General features: G+C 24.9%; 17 protein-coding genes. 13 read left to right on the top strand and 4 right to left on the bottom strand.

Annotated features, from left to right (window positions below; translation table 4 throughout):
• Positions 1-20: 20 nt before the first annotated feature.
• From asnS to galE, 5 genes are read left to right on the top strand one after another with little or no spacing between them, the layout of a single operon-like run.
• Positions 21-1,385: an asparagine--tRNA ligase gene (gene asnS, locus T383_RS0101275; protein WP_033159879.1), complete on the top strand. Its 1,365-nt coding sequence runs from the start codon at positions 21-23 to the stop codon at positions 1,383-1,385.
• A gap of 11 nt (positions 1,386-1,396) precedes the next feature.
• Positions 1,397-2,038 carry a CDP-diacylglycerol--glycerol-3-phosphate 3-phosphatidyltransferase gene (pgsA, locus tag T383_RS0101270; protein ID WP_084269023.1) on the top strand — a complete coding sequence of 214 codons (642 nt, stop codon included), beginning with the start codon at positions 1,397-1,399 and terminating at the stop codon, positions 2,036-2,038.
• Positions 2,039-2,094: 56 nt separating this feature from the next.
• The gene (locus tag T383_RS0101265) at positions 2,095-2,640 is read left to right on the top strand and encodes a CinA family protein (protein WP_033159877.1); all 546 of its coding nucleotides are present in this window, start codon (positions 2,095-2,097) and stop codon (positions 2,638-2,640) included.
• 19 nt (positions 2,641-2,659) lie between these two features.
• A complete protein-coding gene (locus T383_RS0101260; protein ID WP_033159876.1) occupies positions 2,660-3,673 on the top strand; it encodes a hypothetical protein in 1,014 nt (337 codons plus the stop codon).
• A gap of 14 nt (positions 3,674-3,687) precedes the next feature.
• Complete coding sequence (gene galE, locus T383_RS0101255; protein ID WP_033159875.1) at positions 3,688-4,671, top strand: UDP-glucose 4-epimerase GalE; 984 nt, start codon at positions 3,688-3,690, stop codon at positions 4,669-4,671.
• 3 nt (positions 4,672-4,674) lie between these two features.
• On the opposite strand, the gene T383_RS0101250 is transcribed toward galE, so the two are convergent.
• The gene (locus T383_RS0101250; RefSeq protein WP_033159874.1) at positions 4,675-5,667 is read right to left on the bottom strand and encodes an NAD(P)H-dependent glycerol-3-phosphate dehydrogenase; all 993 of its coding nucleotides are present in this window, start codon (positions 5,665-5,667) and stop codon (positions 4,675-4,677) included.
• Between the two features lie 58 nt (positions 5,668-5,725).
• On the bottom strand, positions 5,726-6,607 hold the full coding sequence (locus T383_RS0101245) for a Cof-type HAD-IIB family hydrolase (RefSeq protein ID WP_033159873.1): 882 nt from the start codon (positions 6,605-6,607) through the stop codon (positions 5,726-5,728).
• Between the two features lie 111 nt (positions 6,608-6,718).
• Between T383_RS0101245 and T383_RS0101240 the strand changes: the two genes are divergently transcribed.
• Complete coding sequence (locus tag T383_RS0101240; RefSeq protein WP_033159872.1) at positions 6,719-8,113, top strand: nicotinate phosphoribosyltransferase; 1,395 nt, start codon at positions 6,719-6,721, stop codon at positions 8,111-8,113.
• A gap of 11 nt (positions 8,114-8,124) precedes the next feature.
• Here T383_RS0101240 and galU read toward each other — a convergent pair whose 3' ends face one another.
• Together galU and T383_RS0101230 are read right to left on the bottom strand one after the other, a co-directional pair.
• On the bottom strand, positions 8,125-9,072 hold the full coding sequence (gene galU / locus T383_RS0101235) for a UTP--glucose-1-phosphate uridylyltransferase GalU (RefSeq protein WP_033159871.1): 948 nt from the start codon (positions 9,070-9,072) through the stop codon (positions 8,125-8,127).
• Positions 9,073-9,267: 195 nt separating this feature from the next.
• Positions 9,268-10,047 carry a DUF1600 domain-containing protein gene (locus T383_RS0101230; protein ID WP_033159870.1) on the bottom strand — a complete coding sequence of 260 codons (780 nt, stop codon included), beginning with the start codon at positions 10,045-10,047 and terminating at the stop codon, positions 9,268-9,270.
• 105 nt (positions 10,048-10,152) lie between these two features.
• Between T383_RS0101230 and T383_RS0101220 the strand changes: the two genes are divergently transcribed.
• From T383_RS0101220 to recA, 7 genes are all read left to right on the top strand, one after another.
• On the top strand, positions 10,153-11,328 hold the full coding sequence (locus tag T383_RS0101220) for a lysylphosphatidylglycerol synthase transmembrane domain-containing protein (protein ID WP_156940233.1): 1,176 nt from the start codon (positions 10,153-10,155) through the stop codon (positions 11,326-11,328).
• A 171-nt stretch (positions 11,329-11,499) separates the two neighbouring features.
• Positions 11,500-13,077: a hypothetical protein gene (locus T383_RS0101215; protein ID WP_033159867.1), complete on the top strand. Its 1,578-nt coding sequence runs from the start codon at positions 11,500-11,502 to the stop codon at positions 13,075-13,077.
• An 18-nt stretch (positions 13,078-13,095) separates the two neighbouring features.
• Positions 13,096-14,787 (top strand): hypothetical protein, encoded by a 1,692-nt coding sequence (locus T383_RS0101210; RefSeq protein WP_033159866.1) that lies wholly within the window; start codon positions 13,096-13,098, stop codon positions 14,785-14,787.
• A gap of 116 nt (positions 14,788-14,903) precedes the next feature.
• Entirely contained in the window at positions 14,904-15,782 is an 879-nt protein-coding gene (locus T383_RS0101205; RefSeq protein WP_052663956.1) for a DegV family protein, read from the top strand.
• A gap of 103 nt (positions 15,783-15,885) precedes the next feature.
• Entirely contained in the window at positions 15,886-16,890 is a 1,005-nt protein-coding gene (gap, locus tag T383_RS0101200; protein WP_033159864.1) for a type I glyceraldehyde-3-phosphate dehydrogenase, read from the top strand.
• Positions 16,891-16,898: 8 nt separating this feature from the next.
• Positions 16,899-18,137, top strand: a complete 1,239-nt coding sequence (locus T383_RS0101195; protein WP_408631964.1) for a phosphoglycerate kinase — start codon at positions 16,899-16,901, stop codon at positions 18,135-18,137.
• Positions 18,138-18,438: 301 nt separating this feature from the next.
• Positions 18,439-19,428 (top strand): recombinase RecA, encoded by a 990-nt coding sequence (recA, locus tag T383_RS0101190; RefSeq protein ID WP_052663954.1) that lies wholly within the window; start codon positions 18,439-18,441, stop codon positions 19,426-19,428.
• The last annotated feature ends 172 nt before the right edge of the window (positions 19,429-19,600 follow it).

Genomic DNA, 19,600 nt, shown 5'->3' with positions numbered 1-19,600 from the left:
GTAAGTTCTGGAAATAATTTATGGAAATTTTTTATACAAAAAAACTTTGAAATGAATATCATTCTTTGAATAATGTTTCTGTGTGCCTTGTAGGCTGGGTGAGGTCAAATAGGGAAAGCGGTTCAATAGGTTTTATATCTTTTAGTGATGGTTCTACATTAGAAAATGTACAAATTGTTTATAAACGTGAAACTATATCCAATTACAATGAATTAAAAAATCTTACTTTAAGTTCTAGCATTCTTGTTGAAGGTATTTTAATTTTAACTCCAAAGGCAAAGCAACCATTTGAAATTCAAGCAACTAGAATTAGTATTTTAAAAGAATCAGATAATGATTATCCAATTCAAAAAAAACATCATGGTAACGAATTTTTACGATCACTTGCACATCTGAGACCACGAACTAATAAGTTTTATAGCATTATGAAAATTAGAAGTGAACTTAGCAATTCCATTTTTGAATTTTTCAAAAATAATGGTTTTACATATATTCATGCACCAATAATAACTTCAAATGATAGTGAGGGAGCAGGAGAGTTTTTTCAAGTTAGCAGTCCAGCTGATCCAAATTTTTTTGGTAAAAGAGCACTTTTAACTGTTAGTGGCCAAATGGCCGCAGAAGCTTATGCTCAAGTTTACAAAAGAGTTTTTACTTTTGGACCAACTTTTAGAGCTGAAAAATCACATACAAACCGTCATTTGTCAGAATTTTGAATGATAGAACCAGAAATTGCATTTATAAATTTAAAAGATTTAACTATAATCATGGAACAAATGATTAAACATTCAATTGTATATCTTACTACATATGCAAAAAGCGAGCTTGAATATTGTAATGAAAAAATTAATAAAAATTTAATTGATAATTTAAAGACAATTGTATCTAATTCTTTTGCAAGAATTGAATATAAGGATGCAATTGAACATTTAAAACAAGCTGTTGCTAAAGGTGTAAATTTTGAAAATAAGAATATTTATTTTGGAATGGATTTAGCAACTGAACATGAAAGATATATTTGTGAAAAAGTATTTAATCGTCCTGTATTTGTTCTAAATTATCCCAAAGAAATTAAAGCTTTTTACATGAAGCAAAATAATGATGGAGCAACTGTAGCTGCTGTTGATTTATTAGTTCCTGGTGTTGGTGAGTTATGTGGCGGTAGCCAACGTGAGGATAGTTATAATAAATTGCTTAAAAGATGTAATGAATTAAATATGGATATTTCATCTATTCAATGATATTTAGATTTACGTAAATATGGTTACTATCGTTCAAGTGGTTTTGGTTTAGGATTTGATCGTTTAGTAATGTATTTAACAGGAATTGATAATATTCGTGATGCAATTCCATTCCCAAGAGCTCATGATCAATTAGATTTTTAAAACTTAAAAAAATGATAAAAAAAAATATTCCTAATATCTTAACTGTATCTAGAATAATTTTAATTATTCCTATAATAGTTTTGCTATCGATTGAAACAAATCTAATTTACTCTTTTAATTTTTTATTTCTTAGTAGTGAAATTAATATTAATGTTTCTATTGGTTTGTTTATTTCAGGTATATTGTTTATAATTTCTGGATTCACAGATTGATTAGATGGATATTTAGCACGAAAATGAGATGTAGTTTCTAATATAGGAAAATTATGAGATCCTTTGGCAGACAAAATTTTAATTAATTCTGTTTTAATTATTTTTGCCGTAAAGGGTTATGTTCATTTCATTATTGTCATTATTTTTGTTGTTAGAGATATTATTATTGACGGATTAAGAATGTTTGCAATGAATCGAAATATTTTACTTTCTGCAAATATTTTTGGAAAATTAAAAACTATCTTTCAAATGTTAGCATGTTCTTTAACTTTTTTTGTATTTGGTTTATCTTTTAATTTAAATTTAACTAGTGGTGAAGAAATATGATATTGAATTATTCAAATGTTAATTTATTGATTTGCTTTAATTTTTAGTATTTTATCTTGTGTAATTTATTTTAATCAAGTGCAAAGATTATTAAAGATTAATCAAGAACAATAATAAATATTAAAATATGAGTTACTATTGTTCAATTTTTAACTATAGAGATATTTAGTATGCGTGATTACAAAGACTTTATAATTGATAAATTAATTAAAAATAAATACACCTTATCAACAGTTGAATCAGTTACTGGCGGGATTATTGCGTCTACAATAACTAGTGTTCCTAATGCTTCTCAAATATTTAAAGGAAGTATTATTGCATATACTCCAGAAATTAAAAAAAATTTAATTGGTGTTAAAGAAAATACTTTGCGTCAATATGGTGAAGTTTCTGCTGAAGTTGCAAAAGAAATGGCAATAGGAGCAATTAAAAAATTAAACTCTGATATTGCTATAAGTGTAACTGGAATTGCCGGTCCAAAAACTGTAGAAAACAAACAAATCGGATTATATTATTTTTGTATTGTAATTATTGATCGCGCTTATGAATATGAAGGAATTATTGATTCTGCTGAAGTACAAAAATGGTTATCTAGTTCATATGATAATCCACATGATGTTAATGAATCAATAATAAGAAGTATTTATCGAAAATTAATGGCTTCAAAAATTATTGAAGAATTATTTAAGTTGTTAATAAAAGATAATAGTAAATAAAATTTGTAGGATATAAAAAATGGAACAAAAATCTCAAACAGCGAAATCTAATTTAGATGAATTTACATTATCATTTGAAGATTATATTATTGATGATGAAATTAAATTTAAAATTTTATGTTTTTTTCAAAAAGAAAATATTTTAACTGCTTATGAATTTGCTGATGATATATCTAATTTTGAATTAATTACTCAAAGTTTTTTACAAAAACAAAAACCAAACAGTTTTGTTGATTTTTATTATGTTTATGTGACTAATAAAAATATTTTGCAAGAAGCAAAAGATATTTTAATTAATCTACCTATTTCTAAAGAAGAAATTAAGAATGTTGCTTTATTTTATTATGATTTAGATAAAGACAATTTAACTGAAATTATTTCAGCTGTTCAAAATGATAATTATTTGTACCAAAATTATATTAAACCTACAGAAATAAAAAAAATAATGAACTTAAGAAATAATCAAAATAATTATTCAAATTTAGAAAATGATATAAAAAAAAATATTATAGAAAAGCAATTAAACAATACCCAAAATAATATAGATGACATTGATAATGTTGTTAGCAATGATTTAAAAGAAAATGTGCAATTAGATGATTTTATTTCTACTACTGACACAAAACAACTTATTAATTATAATAACAAGCCTTTTTTAGATGAAATATCAGAAAGTATTGATAGTGAAATTGATGATGAAGATTTTTTTATAAATGAAGAACCATTAATTGAAAGTATTGAAAATTATACTGATCAATTAAATGTGACTCAAAAATTATTAGATGATTTTGAAGAAAATATAACTTCATCAACAGATGAGTTAAATAATATGAACACATTAGATCTTGATAATTTAGATCTTTTAGATAGTGATTCAAGTGATAAAGCATTGCATAAATCTTTATTAGAAAAATCGGATTATTTTAGAACTTTAGATGAAATTACTACTAATTTATCAGATGATAATTTATTAACTAGTGAGACAGATGATATTTTGGATTATTTATCAAATAGAATTAATACTAAAGAATAAAAGGAATAATTAAGATGAAGTATTTATTAATTGGTGGTGCAGGTTATATTGGGTCAAATGTTGCTCATTTACTATTAAGCAATAAAAAAAATCAAATTTTAGTTTATGATAACTTGTCATCAGGCACTAAAAAATCTTTGTCTAAAAATGTTCAATTTATTAATGGTGATCAATTAGATTATAAAAAATTAACTAGTTGTGTAAAATCATTTAAACCAGATATTATTATGCATTTTGCTGCAAAGCTTATTGTTTCTGAATCTGTATCGCAACCACTAGAGTATTATGAAAATAATGTTTGCGGAATTATGAATATTATTCGAATAATGAATGAAAATAAAATTAAAAAAATTATTTTTTCTTCTACTGCAGCAGTATATGGCAATCCAGATACTTTACCAATAAATGAAAAAAGTTTTACTAATCCAATTAATCCTTATGGATCTAGTAAACTAGCTTGTGAATTTTTATTAAAAGCATCTAGTGAAGCTTATGGGATTAATTCTGTAATTTTAAGATATTTTAATGTGGCTGGAGCTAGTGATGATTTTAAGTTAGGAATTTTTAATAAAAAAACAACCTTATTAATTCCTAGGTTAGTAATGGCAAGTTTAAGTAATTCAGAATTTATAATGTTTGGTGATGATTATAAAGAAACAAAAGATGGTTCATGCTTACGGGATTATATTCATGTTGTTGATTTAGCTAATGCTCATTTATTAGCTGCTGATTATTTATGTAATCCCAAACATGATGTTAGTGTTTTTAACTTAGGATCTAACAAAGGATATACAGTTAAAGAGTGTATTAACATGGTAGAAAAATTAACAAAAAAACAATTAAAAATTAAAATTGCTAACCGTCGTCCAGGAGATCCTGCAAGATTAATTACAACAAATAAATTAGCTAAACAAGAACTAAAATGAGTTCCTAAAAAAACATTAAAAGATATGATTACATCTGATTTATTATTTAGACAAGCAAATAAAATTTACTAAATTTTAATTGTTTAATAATGATTTAATTAAACTGTTTGGATTTATTTTTTTATATAAAATTTTGTATATTGATTCTAACAAAGGTGCTTTAATTTTATTTTTTTGTAATATCTCATATACAATGCTAGATGCTATATAACCTTCCACAGTTGTTGTATTTTTTTCTAATGCTTTTTTAACTCCAAATTCACCAACCATTAGTCCAAAAGTAAAATTACGTGATTTTTCATTTGTACATGTTAATGTTAAATCACCAATTGCACACAATTCATAACCAATATCAGAAACTTTTTTAGTTTTAGAAAGTTTTAGATAAACTGTATAAATTTCTTTAAATAAACTAGTTAACATTGCTGAGCGTGTATTAATAGAATTATGTAGATAATATGTTATTCCAGTGCCAATTGCTGCAACATTCTTTAATGCAGCAAAAATTTCTGCTCCTAATTCATTTTCTAATGGGACTAAATTGAAGTACTTATTATTAAATACTTTTTGTACATGTTTAATGACATTAAAATTTGAACTTACAGCATTAATTACTGTTACTTCTTTATCAAAAACTTCAGTTGCAAATGAAGGACCTAGCAATGACACTATTCCTTTGTTGTTTTCTTTAAAATTTGCTTTAATAATGTCGGATCAAAATTTTTTGGACTCAATATCAATTCCTTTTGCAACATTAATGATAATAACTTTACGTTTTTTTAAAATTGGTTTTAGTTTATGTAAGGTATTAATTAAGAATTTACTTGGTATTGCTAGCAAGATAATGTTTGTATTTTTAATTGCATCTGATAAGTCATTTGTTACTAAATCAGGTATTTTAACTAAATTCTTATTACCAAAGTATTTTTTGTTTATTCCTTGTTTTAAATCATTAATTTCATCTAAATCAATTCCTCACATTTGTACAATGTGATTATTTTCTAACAAAACATTTGCTAATGCTGTTCCTCATGCACCTGTACCCAAAATACTAATTTTTTCTTTCATTATTTTGACCTAAATAAGCAAATTTAAACATAATGTGTAAAAGTAAATTAATTATCTTTTATTTTACAAAGAAATTTATTGTATCTATTACAATTTTTGATGCAATTGTTGGAAATACTTTTGTTGCTTTTTGTTTTACACTATCAATACTTGATTCAAGTGTTGAACTATATTTAGTTACTTCAAACATGCTAATATCATTGCCAGAATCTCCAATAGATAAAGTGTGATTTAAATCAATATCTAGTTTTTTGGATAACATTTTTATTGCATTCCCTTTTGAAATTTCATCCGGATTACATTCAATAGACTGCTTGGATGTTATACATAGTTCACCTTTACTAAAGTTAAACATTTCTTTAAGTTCTTGATAAATGTTTTCAATAGTTATTTGATTTTTGTTTAAAAAATCAATATCAAAGAAAAAAATTGTTTTTAGAATATTAGTTTCGCTTACAAAATCATTAGATATGTCAAATTTAAATTCTGAAAAATTACCTTCATAGTTTAAAAACTCATTTACCAAATTTCGTTTAGTTTTAATTTCAGGATTAAAGACAACATTTCTATTTAGTTTATAACCTGCCAAAAGAACTTCAATGCCCTTATTTAATAAGTAATTTAAAACAGAAAATGATTTAATCAATTGATTTTTGTTCATTATTTTTTTAAAAATTATTTTATTTGCTAATGTATCAAAAATAATCCCGCCATTACAACCAATAATATATTTTGTATGTTCTTTGACAAGATCATTTTCAATACAAATTTTTAAAGCATCTTTATAATGTCTGCCGGTAGCAATACTAAATTCAATGTTTTTGTTACCCAAATTATGAATAACTTCTATAGCTTTTTTATCAATAACATGTGAATAATTTTCATACCTTAATAAGGTTCCATCTAAATCACAAATTATTCATTCAATATTTTTTTGCATATTAATTCTTTCTATTTAAAAGGATAAATCTGAAAATAATTAATTTACTTAAATTATATTAAAATAAATAAATTAAGTTATATATTGTATTAAGATAAAGTAAATGTTTACATGAAAAAAACTAATATTGTTACACCTTGAAACATTGATAAATCTCTTGTTGCTTTAATACCATGCGATGCTTACAAACTTGTTCATCGCTTAATGTATCCTGAAAATGTAGAAAATTTATATTTAACTTTTAGTGCAAGGGGTAATAAAAATAAAGAATTTCAGGATATGGCATGAAATCATACATTTGCTAAAGAAATTATTCATAAAGTATTTAATGATTTTATTAGTTCGGTTATTTTGTTATCAAATGAAAAAAATAATGGAAAAATAACAAACTTATTAAAGTTAAAATTAAATCAGGTTTTTGGATTCCAAGATTTTTCAATTGATTTTATAAGTTGTTTAAAGGAATTAGGCAAGTCAATTAAATTAACCAAAAAATTGCCATTAATAGTTATGGCGCATAAAAGTTTAGATCACATTCCTTTTCAAACTTGTTTAATGACTATTTCAGGGATAAAGCAAATTAATCCAAAATTTATTTGATTAATTAATTTTTTTGAAACGGTTATTCTAGAAAACATTTGACAATTTAATACCTCTTTAACAATTGCAAGGGATTATTATGAACTTGTTTATAAATATGCTAAAGTAAGTGCAACTAATTTTGATTTTGTTAAATATCAATGTCATGATTTTAGTATGCGTGGCATGAGTTCTTTATGAAGTGCAATATATAGTGGCAGTGCTCATTTAATGTATTTTAATGGAAGCGATACAATTATTGCCGGTAATGATGCAACATCTGTATTCGCTTCTGAGCATTCAGTTATGAGTATTGATGGTAAAAAAAATGAGTTTAATACCTATAAAAGATTAATAAATAAATTTTCTAATGGTAATTTATCTTTGGTTAGTGACACTTGAAATATTTGATATGTTTTGGATAAAATTTTACCTAAACTAAAAGAAAATATTTTATCCAGAAATGGTAAATTAATTATTCGACCTGATAGTGGCGATCCAATCAAAATTATTTGTGGAAAACCTAATTTTAGTTGAAAAAATAAAAAAACATGAGGGGTTATTCACTATTTAGATTATTATTTTGGCTCTAAAGTGAACAAAAAAGGATTTAAAGAACTAAATCCTAAAGTTGGTATCATTTATGGTGATGCAATCACATACACAAGAACAAAATTGATATTAGAAAATTTAATAAAACAAAAATATTCTTCCAAAAATATTGTTTTTGGAGTAGGGGCAACAACTTATCAAACTGTAAATAGAGATACTTTAGGATTTGTTTCCAAAATAACTTCAGCATTCTATTCAAATGATAAAAATGAAAAAAAATGATTTGATGTTGAAAAAAACCCCATAACTGATCACAATAAAAAGTCTTTAAAAGGTAGATTTTTAGATAACAAAGATTTGATTAGAATTTATTAAAATTTAAAACTTTATTTTTTCTTTTTTTTATTTTCTTTATTTTCTTGTTTATTAATTTCGTGAGCACATTTTAAAATAATTTTTTTGACATCATCCTTAATATCTTTATGCCTCAAAGCTGAATCAATTGTTGCAGTAATAAATCCTAATTTAGAACCAATATCATAACGATTACCTGTAAAAACTTTAGCATAAATTTTTTGATATTTAGATAGTTTAAAAATTGCATCTGTTAATTCAAGTTCATCTCTAATATCTGGTTTAATGTTTTCTAGCTCACAAAATATTTCAGGATTTAGTATATAGCGTCCTAAAATTGCATAATTAGATGGAGCATGCTCTGGGGAAGGTTTTTCAACAACATCTTTAATGGGTATTAAACCTTTATTTAAATTACTTTTGTTTATGTCCTTAGAGGGATTAATAATTCCATATTTATGTACTAATTCATTTGGAACTTGTTGAACTCCAAGGATATTACCTTTCAATTCATTGAAGGCTTCAATGCATTGAAGAAGAGCAGGTTTATCTTGCTTGTTTGGAACAACTATATCATCGCCTAATAAAATCGCAAATGGTTCATTATTAATAAAACTTTTTGCACAATAAATTGCATGACCCAAACCTAAAGGTTCTTTTTGTCTAATATACTGAATGTTTGCCATATCTGCAATATCTCTTATTTGCTTAAATTCATTTTCTTTTTTTTTCAGTTTTAGTCTATTTTCTAGTTCATACGAATAATCAAAATGATCAATTATTGCATTTTTACTTGAAGAAGTAATAATTAAAATTTCTTCAATACCACTATTTACTGCTTCTTCTACAATATATTGAATTGCTGGTTTGTCTACAATAGGAAGCATTTCTTTAGGCATTGCTTTAGTAGCTGGTAAAAATCTTGTTCCTAAACCAGCAGCAGGAATAACTGCTTTTTTAATCTTGATGTTTGAGTTCATAATTATCTTTGTTCCTAGCAATGAAATTTATACGTTAAGTGTTAGAACTTAAATTATATTATTATTGATCTTATTTTGTTCAATTCACAATGTTTTATTTTTAATTTAACTAATAGAAAGTGCTTAAAATTATTTAAATACTGTCTTTTATAGAATAAAGATTTCATGTTTTTAAGCAAAACTAATGAATTTCTATTAATTTAAATTTAGGTTTTGTGGTTTATTTTTATTAAATAAATATTTCTTTATTTGTCATATGCTAGTAGAAATAGCAGTAAATAATATATAAAGAGGTGGTATTCATAATCAAGTTAAATTATTATATTTTGTCTGAGTAAATGATCCATAAACACTATATGAATTTATTCCTGTATCCATAAAACCAGACCATGGAATTAAAATCAAATAAATACAATATATAGTGGGGTATATCATTGTTAAAATAATTCATTTATAAAAATTTTTTTCAAATAATTTATTTTCTTTAACCATTGTGGAAAAACTAAAAATCAAAAAGAAAACAGGATTAATAAAATGATTTCATGTTGAAGAAGTTATAAACAAATTATTAATACTTAAAATATTATGTGGATTGCCATTGATTACATCATTTTTTTCTGGCATACCACCAAATTGATTAACAATAAAATAAAAATTAAAAAAAGTAAAAGTAATAATTATGTATGTTGTTATAGATATTAAAAAATTGTGATTTTTAAAAATCTTATTTTCTTTATTTCAAAAATTAAATCACACATAAAATGTTATTAAACAATTAGTTTGGTAAGTTCATGTATCAAAGTTACTAAATCACACTAAAGCTACATTATTATTTTGAACTGAAGTAATAATAGCTACAATTAAACATAAAATTGGAGATATTATTGATATTATTAAAGTTAATAAATGCATTCATGATATTCAATTATAGTTATAAAAATTGAAATATTTATTTCAAACATTTTTATTCTTCATAATTCTTCATTTTTTTAAATTTCTAAATTAAAATAACCTTAATTAATTTTAACTAATTTAGTTTTTGAGATTAAATTTTTACTTTTAAATTTTAAAATGTTTAATTTGAATAAAAACAAAGCAACCCAAAAAGAAAAAAATCCTAATTTTTGAAATAAAAAAAATATTTCAATTGGAATAATTTTGGTTGTCATATTGTTATTAGTAATAACATTAACTTCAGTTTTTTTGTTTCAAATTAATTTTGGACTAATTCTTCAATTAGCAAATACCAATGTTTTATCTGGCAAAGAAGGATTTTTAATAGGTCTTATATTCATGTATTTATATCAATGAATTTGACATAGCTTTTCTATTTTCTATAATGCCAAAAAATTTAATGTAAAAGCTAAATGATATGAATGAATTATTTTTGGCGCAACAATTATTTTTATAAATGGAATAACCCCATTTGCATTAGGTTCAGAACCATATAAAGTTTATTGATTATCAAGGCATGGACTTAGTAGTAATGATTCTTTATTAGTTGTAAGTTCAACTTCGATTTATTGAACAATTACTCAAATTATAATTACATGACCTTCCTTTATAATTGTTTCAACTCATTATTCAGATATTGTGTCACAAACCAAAGGAATAATTGCATATTGATTTTCTTTTGGTGGAATGTTATTAGATATTTTAGTTTTTGCATCCATTGTTACAATATCTTACAGTAGTAAATTTCACCTTTTTTGTACAAAAATTTATAACAAATTACTTAGAAAGTTTAACCATTCATATAAAACTGAAGATGAGTTAATATTGCAATTTAGAGAGAAAGCAGTGTTTAAAAAAGCATGGTTACAAGAATTAAAAAGATGAGATTGTTTAATTGTTCAATCTATAGGAACAGCAGGGGTAGCATTATTACAGTATTCAGGTATATATTTTTCAATTCAATTATTAGGTGTTGATGGAATTGAACAATTATCTTATAGTGATATGTTTAACTTATCAAATGTTGCAGTTTCTGGAAATAATTTTATTCCCATACCAGGTGCAGAGGGTTCCATTCAACTTATTTTAAATATTTTTATTCAAGCATTTGCATCCAGTGTGATTACAAATCCTAATCAAACTAACATTGAATTAAATCAGGCAATTTTTGTATGAAGATCCTTTGCATTTTATCTACCTGTTCTAACAGGTTTGTTATTTTTGCCTTATGTTCTTTGGTACCATATTCATAATGAAAAAAATAACAAATACAAAACATCTAATGATAAAAAAATATTATAAATGCTATTGTATATAAACAATTAATACTAATTTTCAAATTAACAAATATTGAAAATAATTTAATACATAAGTTACAATTTTTTTTGTTTAAATTACTTGACTATGTTAGAATATTTGCCAAATATAAATTAATTAAATAAATTTTGAATTTTTTAAATTTTGGTGAATTTTATGAATTTATTAAATAAATCTTTTAATTTATTATTCTGAAATAAATTTTTTAAATCTAAAGTAAGAAGTATATTATTTGTTTTTATAATTTTATCTTCTTTAGGCATTGGTGCAGCCATAAGTTGGTTTGCAAGACCAAGTTCTAATAGTGAACAGAATCAAATTAATTTAAATTCTAAGCACAAAAAAATTTCTAGTGAAATTCCTAACAATGGTTCTCACGGAAACATTGAGTTAAGAAGAAATCCTATTAGTAATTTTGATAGTATTGATGTAAATAGTGCGTCAACAAATTTTACTCTTAAGTTGATGTTATGCACTAAACAAGTAAATACAACAAAAGATTATGGTGTTGCATTAGTTGATAACCACTATAATATTATCAGTTCTTGGTTCATTTCTAGTGTGCCCAATGTTGATGTTAGTTTGAATTATACAACATATATAGTTCAAGGAAATTCTCCTGATACTTTCTTTGTTTTAGCTGGAATTAGCAACTTAGCTAGAGCACTGAATTTAGCATATAAGCATTATGATTCTTCAGCATCTATTTTTAATAAAGTTGTTTCTTGTTCACTTCAAGATGCTCCAACTATCAAAATTTTTAAAATTCATGTTAATAGAAATGAAATTACATCTGATAATGAGAACCCTTGTTATGATTTTAAATATCCAACTTTTAAGGATGAACATTCAACAATTGATGGAGTTAAACATTTTGGGCATGCTGGTTTAAAATTTTTTACTGATAATGGTATATTTGCATCATATAATAATTCGCAACAAATTGGATATGCAGGTGATGTAACTTCTTTTGGAGCTGGTGGTTATTATCAATATTTATTTTATGGAGAAATGTTTCAATATAATTATGTTTCTGATAAAAATAGTGATGAATTTGCATTATTAAGTACATATATGAGTTCTGACCCTCAAATGGGCAATTTGTACGCTTATTATGATGATAGCATTGGTGAAACAGTTCCTGCATTACATAGTAGAAGTTTTTATAAAAATGTTTTATTAAAAGTAGTTAATTTATTTGATTTGCCCAGTGTTAACAGTCCATATGAATTAGATAATTACTATTCAATGGATTCTAAAGTTCCATACAAAATTAAGAATCCAGATGGAACAATTGTAGATGCTCCTGAAAGTGATCAATTAACTGCTGCAACTGCTATTTCAATAGCATTTATGATGGATTATGGAACAACAGATTTATATTCATCAGTGAAACCTTGTACAATTGAATCTGATATTTTTAATTCAAAAATAGTTAGAATTGATTGAAAATTAACTAATACTTATATTCTTCCTGGGTGATTTTTATTTAAGCCAAATATAAGTCCTGATTGAGTTGCATATGGATTTTTTTCTCCTAATTGAAATTATCCTGATGGAAATTCTATTTGATACTCTATTGTCTCAATAGAATATAATTCTGATCCTAAAAATAAAGGTTTTTGAGCAACTTTTTTTGGTCCAGAATGACGTGGAAACGCCACTTTTTCATATTTAGTTGCAAAAGTTGATTTATTTAATTTAGAAAATCAAGGTTGTGATGAATATAGTTAATTTAATAGTCTCATAAATGTGAATTTTTCACCTTATAGATTTTCAGTAGGAAATACTGCCGATATTTATTCCCCTATTGTTTGTAAATATTTTGTGTCTGAAAATCTTATTGCAATTACATTAGGTTGAAATCCAAATGGACTATTGATTGAGTTGCCAAATGAAAATAAAATTTTTTATATTAAGCTACCTAATTTATCCAATAATTTAAATTCAAACTTCAATATCAATTTTGGTAATTTGTATTATGATGAAATTAGTAATATATTAACTTATATTAATAATGATGGAATTATTTCTATACCTATTAACAAAGATAAAGGTAATTTGGACAATTTTGATTTAAGTTTAATTAAAAGTTTTCAATTTCCTAATGCAATAAAAAAATTTAAATTTGTATACAAAGAACCAATGTTAGATTCAACTATGAGTTATTCTTTAGATGGCACTAATAACATAAATGGTAATTTATATTATATTAATGGAATTACTAATAGAAGTGTTGACTATATTTATTCAACTCAAAGTTTGACAAATAAGACAACTGGTAATGTTAAATTATTGAACATAATAAATCCTAGTAGTTTTGGTTATTCTAATTTTAGAAGCAATGATGAATTTTCTGCATCTGAATTTAATATTTCTATAAATGATTTATTAAATAATTATTCAATGGAAGAGTTAAAAAAACTTTTTATTAAAAATGATCGAAGCGGATCTCTTCTACCTGTAAAATGTGTTGGAGCAATTGTTACCCATGCAGATACAGATACTATTAGATTAACTGAAGTTGTTAATTATAATGGAGAAACAATGCTTGGATTTGCACAAAAAAGTAATGAGTTAATTGATTATTGAAACTACCAAAGTGCAACTTACACAAATGTTTTTAAACATTTAATTGATTCAACTGTTTGATATATAGAACCTAAAAATGTTCCTTCAGATTCTAAATTAAAAGATGTTACAATTCATGATTTATTTAGTGAATATCAAAAAAATTACGATAAATTTCAAAAAGATTACTTCAATATCTTTGTAACTAAGATTGATAATAAAGTTGATAATTTAAATTATGAATTACAAATTAGTTATTGTGATGAAGGCAATAATGATATTAAATTTAAAACTGTTGCATTAACAAAATCAGGAGAAATTTCATTAAAAATAGCTAATCCTGGGTATAACAATGAATTAATATTTGATTATAAAGGTGTATTTAAACAATACTATGCCTCAAATAATGATGCTATATGAATTATTGTTGGATCCGTTATTGCTGTTGCTAGTGTTATAATCTTGGGTTTGTCAATAGGAATTCCATTAAATAAACGACATAAAACTTTAATGAGAAGGATGAATTTGACAGATAAAAAGTTTGATAATTTAGTTTCATCATTGGGTAAAGTATTTAAAACCTTAAATGATGGCATTACTTCAATTAATCAACGTAATTCCAAATTGCTAGAATCAAGAACAACAAACAACAACAACAACAACAATAATGCTAACAATAATCAATTAACTAATAACATTCCAACTAAAATAATTTCTGATAATAATTCCTTAGGCACTAAAACCTTCACTCAAATAACTCCACCATCTAAAGCAAATTTTTTAACAAAGAAACCAAGTTTTATTAAAAAAACATATCCTAAATTTAAAGGTTCTTCCGATTTTGGAAAAATTCCACCTATTGATAATAAATAGTAATACATAACTTAACATTTAGTTATTTACATATATTTTGTAATAAAACTCATTTCTCTACAATATAAAAATTTATACTTAATAGGTGTTATGAATTTTGTACGAGGAATGTGGACATGGGAAATGGAACTGTAATAATAACAGATACGAGTTCTACAATTAAGCCAAATGAATTTCAAAATATTAAGGTTATTTCTTTGTTAATTACTATTGATGACAAAGATACATATTTAGATGGTCGCGAAATATCTAGTAAGGAAATTCATGAATACTTTGTACAAAATAAATCAGGAAGTGTAAAAACTAGTTTGCCAAGAGCATCTGATGTAATAAATGTATTAAATGAAGTTGTTGATAAATATGATCAAGTAATCATGTTGCCAATTTCATCAGGGTTATCAGGAACATACAACCAATGGAAAACTATTGTTAACACTGAATTTGAAAACAAAAAAAATATTTATGTTTTTGACACTAAAGATATTGCAATTTCTTTGAAGTGATTAATATTAGATGTGCAAAAATTATGTAATGAAGATAAATCAATAGTTGAAATTGAAAATTACATTACTCAATGACACAAACGGATTTCTTGTACTGTAGTTTTAAATGATTTAACACAAGCTCGTAACGGTGGTCGCATTGGCAAAATTGCTTCATATTTAGGAACTATTTTAAAAATTAAACCAATCTTACATTTTCATGATGGTAAAAATACAATTATAGGTAAGAAACCTACTAATAGGTTGGCAATTGAATTTTCTTTGGAAACTTTTGATAAAATTTTTAATTTTGCTAAAAATAAAATTGCAAAGATTGGATTTTGCTCATCTTTTGTTAGTAAAGAGAAAATTCAAAAAACTTTAATTGAATTAAAAGATTGTTTGAAAAAGTATAAAATACTTAACATTGAGCAATCTGATATAACGCCATTAATTAGTGCTCATACTGGAAATGATGCTTTTAGTATAAACATTTTAATAGAACCTTTTTAAACTAATTGTTTCATAATAAATATATAATAGTTAGTGTTTTTGTTTTTATAAGCAAAAGGTTTTTTATCATTTTGTTTTTAATTCTAAAAGGAAATGAACATCTATGTCACAAGTAAAAGTAGCAATTAATGGTTTTGGTAGAATAGGTCGCTTAACTTATAGAACTTTAATGAATTATCCTAATATTGAAGTTGTAGCTGTAAATGATTTGACAGATGCTAAAACATTGGCACACTTATTGAAATATGATACTGCCCATGGTGTTTTGCCAAATTTTATTACTATTAATGAAGATAATAATATTTTAGTTGATGGAAGAATTATTAAAGTATTTGCTGAAAAAGATCCATCAAAATTGCCATGAAAAGATTTAGGCATTGATTTAGTCGTTGAATCAACAGGATTATTTTTATCTAGAGATAAAGCAAAATTGCATTTAGATGCTGGAGCTAAAAAAGTTTTACTATCTGCCCCTGCAAAAGATAAAGATATTAAAACTATTGTTTTTAATGTCAATCACCAAATTATTAATTCAGATGATAATATTATTTCGGCTGCTTCATGTACAACTAATTGTTTAGCACCCGTTGTAAAAGTGTTAGAAGATAATTTTAAGATTGTTACTGGAGCAATGACAACTGTTCATGCTTATACAGCTGATCAAAGATTACAAGATGCTCCTCATAGTGATTTACGAAGAGCTCGTGCAGCAGGGCATAATATGGTACCTACAACAACAGGGGCTGCTAAAGCAATTGGATTAGTTGTTCCAAGTGCAGAAGGCAAAATGAATGGAGTTGCTATTCGTGTGCCTGTAATTACTGGTTCAATAACTGATATAACTGTTGAATTAGAAAAACAACCAACAGTTGAAGAAATTAATTTGGCTATGAAAAAAGCAGCTTCAGAAAGTTTTATGTATTCTGAAGATCCAATTGTTTCTTCTGATGTTGTTGGTTCAACTTATGGATCTATTTTTGATTCTTTATTAACATCAATTATTAAAGCAAATGGCAAATCTTTGTATAAGTTATATAGTTGATATGATAATGAATCTTCATATGTAAATCAATTATGTCGTGTTATTCAATACTATGGTAGCAAGTAATTCTTATGATTTATAACAAAAGAACATTAAACCAAGTAGATTTAGATAATAAAACTGTTATTGTAAGACTTGATTTGAATGTACCTATGGATGGCCAAGAAATTACTGATGTTTCAAGGATTACTACATCATTACCAACATTAAAATATTTAATTGAAAAAAATTGCAAAATTATTTGTTTAAGTCATTTGGGCAGAATCAAGTCTTTAGATGATAAATTATCAAACAAAAAATCATTATTACCTGTTGCTAAAAAATTGCAAGAATATTTGGATAATGTTGCAACTGTTAAATTTTTAAACCAAAATATTGGCGACATTGTTGTTTCTGCTGTTCAAAATTTAAAACATAAAGAAATTTTATTACTTGAGAATACACGTTACAATGATGTTAATGATAATGGAGAACTTGTTAAATTAGAATCTAAAAATAACCCAGAATTAGGAAAATTTTGAGCTTCATTGGCAGATGTTTTTGTAAATGATGCATTTGGAACTGCACACCGTGCACATGCATCTAATGTTGGTATTGCTTCAAATATTGCAACTAATTGTATTGGTTTTTTAGTTCAATCAGAATTGGAAGCTTCTCAAAAAATTATTAATGTTCCTAATAGACCTTTTGTTGTAATTTTAGGTGGTGCTAAAGTATCTGATAAACTTGCAGTTATTAAAGCATTACTTGATAAAGCAGACAAAATATTAATTGGTGGAGGCATGGCTAATACCTTTTTTAAAGCTAAAGGATTAGATGTAGGCAGTTCCAGTTACGAAGAAGATTTATTACCAATTGCAAATGAAATTTTATCTTCACAATATGCAAACAAAATTGTTTTGCCATTGGATCAATTAGGAGCTCAAGTTTTTGAAAATGTAGATCCAATTTGGAGAGAATCAATGGAAAAACCATGGGTCAATTCATCTTGCATGTCTTTAGATGTTGGACCTAAAACAATTGAGTTGTTTAGTAATTATTTAAAAGATGCAAAAACCATTTTTTGAAATGGGCCATTAGGTGTATTTGAATTTGATAAATTTGCTAATGGAACAAATGCAATTGCCAAAATTGTTGCGGATTTAACATCTAAAGGTACATATAGTGTAATTGGAGGCGGCGATAGCGCCGCTGCTATTAATAAGCTTGGTTTATCTAATAATGTTAGTTTTATTTCAACAGGAGGAGGAGCAAGTTTAACTTTACTAGAAGGTTCCCCTTTACCAGGAATTGATTGTATTCAAGACCAATAATTTTATAAATTATTTAACTTTTTGATTTATTCTTATTTAGAAAATCTCTTTGTATATTGTTTTTCAATATTAGTAAATTGTTTATAAATTTGTAATATGTTCTAAAGTTTTGCCTAAAAATTATTTAAAATAATTGCCTTATTAATTTCAAACTAATTTTTGAAATTACATTGTTTTTGTATTGATATTTCATTATTAATTAAATTAGAATTAAACTAATAAGTTTTTTTCATTTTTAATTAAAAAATTGTTCATTTTGTTATTTTTTTGAACTTATATTATTAGATGGAGAAATAATTTTATGAGTAGTAATGATGACAAAATTTATTTAGAAGCTTTAAAAGAATTACAGAAAAAATATGGCAAGGAAAACCTATCATTGTTGAATGACAAAGATAAGTTAGATGTGAAATCAATTTCTACAGGAAGTTTTAAACTAAATAAAGCATTAGGAGTTGGTGGGTTTCCTTGTGGAAGAATTATTGAAATTTATGGTAATGAATCTTCTGGGAAAACTACATTAGCGTTACAAGCAGTTAGAGAATGTCAAAAAAATAATGGTCGAGCCGCATATATTGATCTAGAATGTGCATTAGATATGAATTATATGAAAAATTTGGGTATTGATTTAAATAAATTATTAATTGCTCATCCTGAATATGGCGAGCAAGCATTCTCAATAATTGAAGCTTTAGTTAAAACTAATATGATTGATTTAATTGTTTTGGATTCAGTAGCAGCATTGGTGCCAAAAGCTGAGTTAGAAACAAATATTGAAGATCAATCTATTGGTTTATTACCTCGATTAATGTCTAAGTGCTTGCGTAGACTACAGACAATAATGTTTAATTCTAGTGTTTGTATTATTTTTATTAATCAAATTCGTGAAAAAATAGGGATTATCTATGGAAACCCTGAAATTACACCTGGTGGCAAAGCTTTAAAATTTTATAGTTCAATAAGAGTGGAAATTAAGCGTACAGAAATATTAAAAGAAAATAATGAAAATATTGGAATTAAATCCAAAATTACAATTGTTAAAAACAAATTATCATCTCCATTAAAAATATTTTATTTAGATTTTTATTTTAATAAGGGAGTTGATTATTTTGCTGAAATTATTGATTTGGCTATTCAAACTGATTTAATTCAAAAAAACGGTTCTTGATATTCTTATAACAATAATAAACTATGTCAAGGTCGCTCTGGTTTACTTCAATTAATGCATAATGACTTAAAATTATTCAAGGATATTGAATCTAAGTATATTAAAAAAAATACTTTATCATAAATCTATATAAATAGAAATGTAATAATTTTATTTTCAATTCATATATAATTAGATATATTAATTCTTTTTTATTTATTTTTAAACCTTTTTATATTTATAAAGTTAAATATTTTTATTTTAAGTTGTTTTAAATAAAAATGTTAATGATAGTTTGTTAATTATTTTCTAATTA

Origin of the sequence: Mycoplasmoides alvi ATCC 29626, assembly GCF_000701785.1 — a bacterium.
Taxonomy (GTDB): Bacteria; Bacillota_I; Bacilli_A; order Mycoplasmatales; family Mycoplasmoidaceae; genus Mycoplasmoides; species Mycoplasmoides alvi.
Note: the sequence above shows the minus strand (reverse complement) of the source record. Positions and strands in the feature narration are given on the sequence as shown.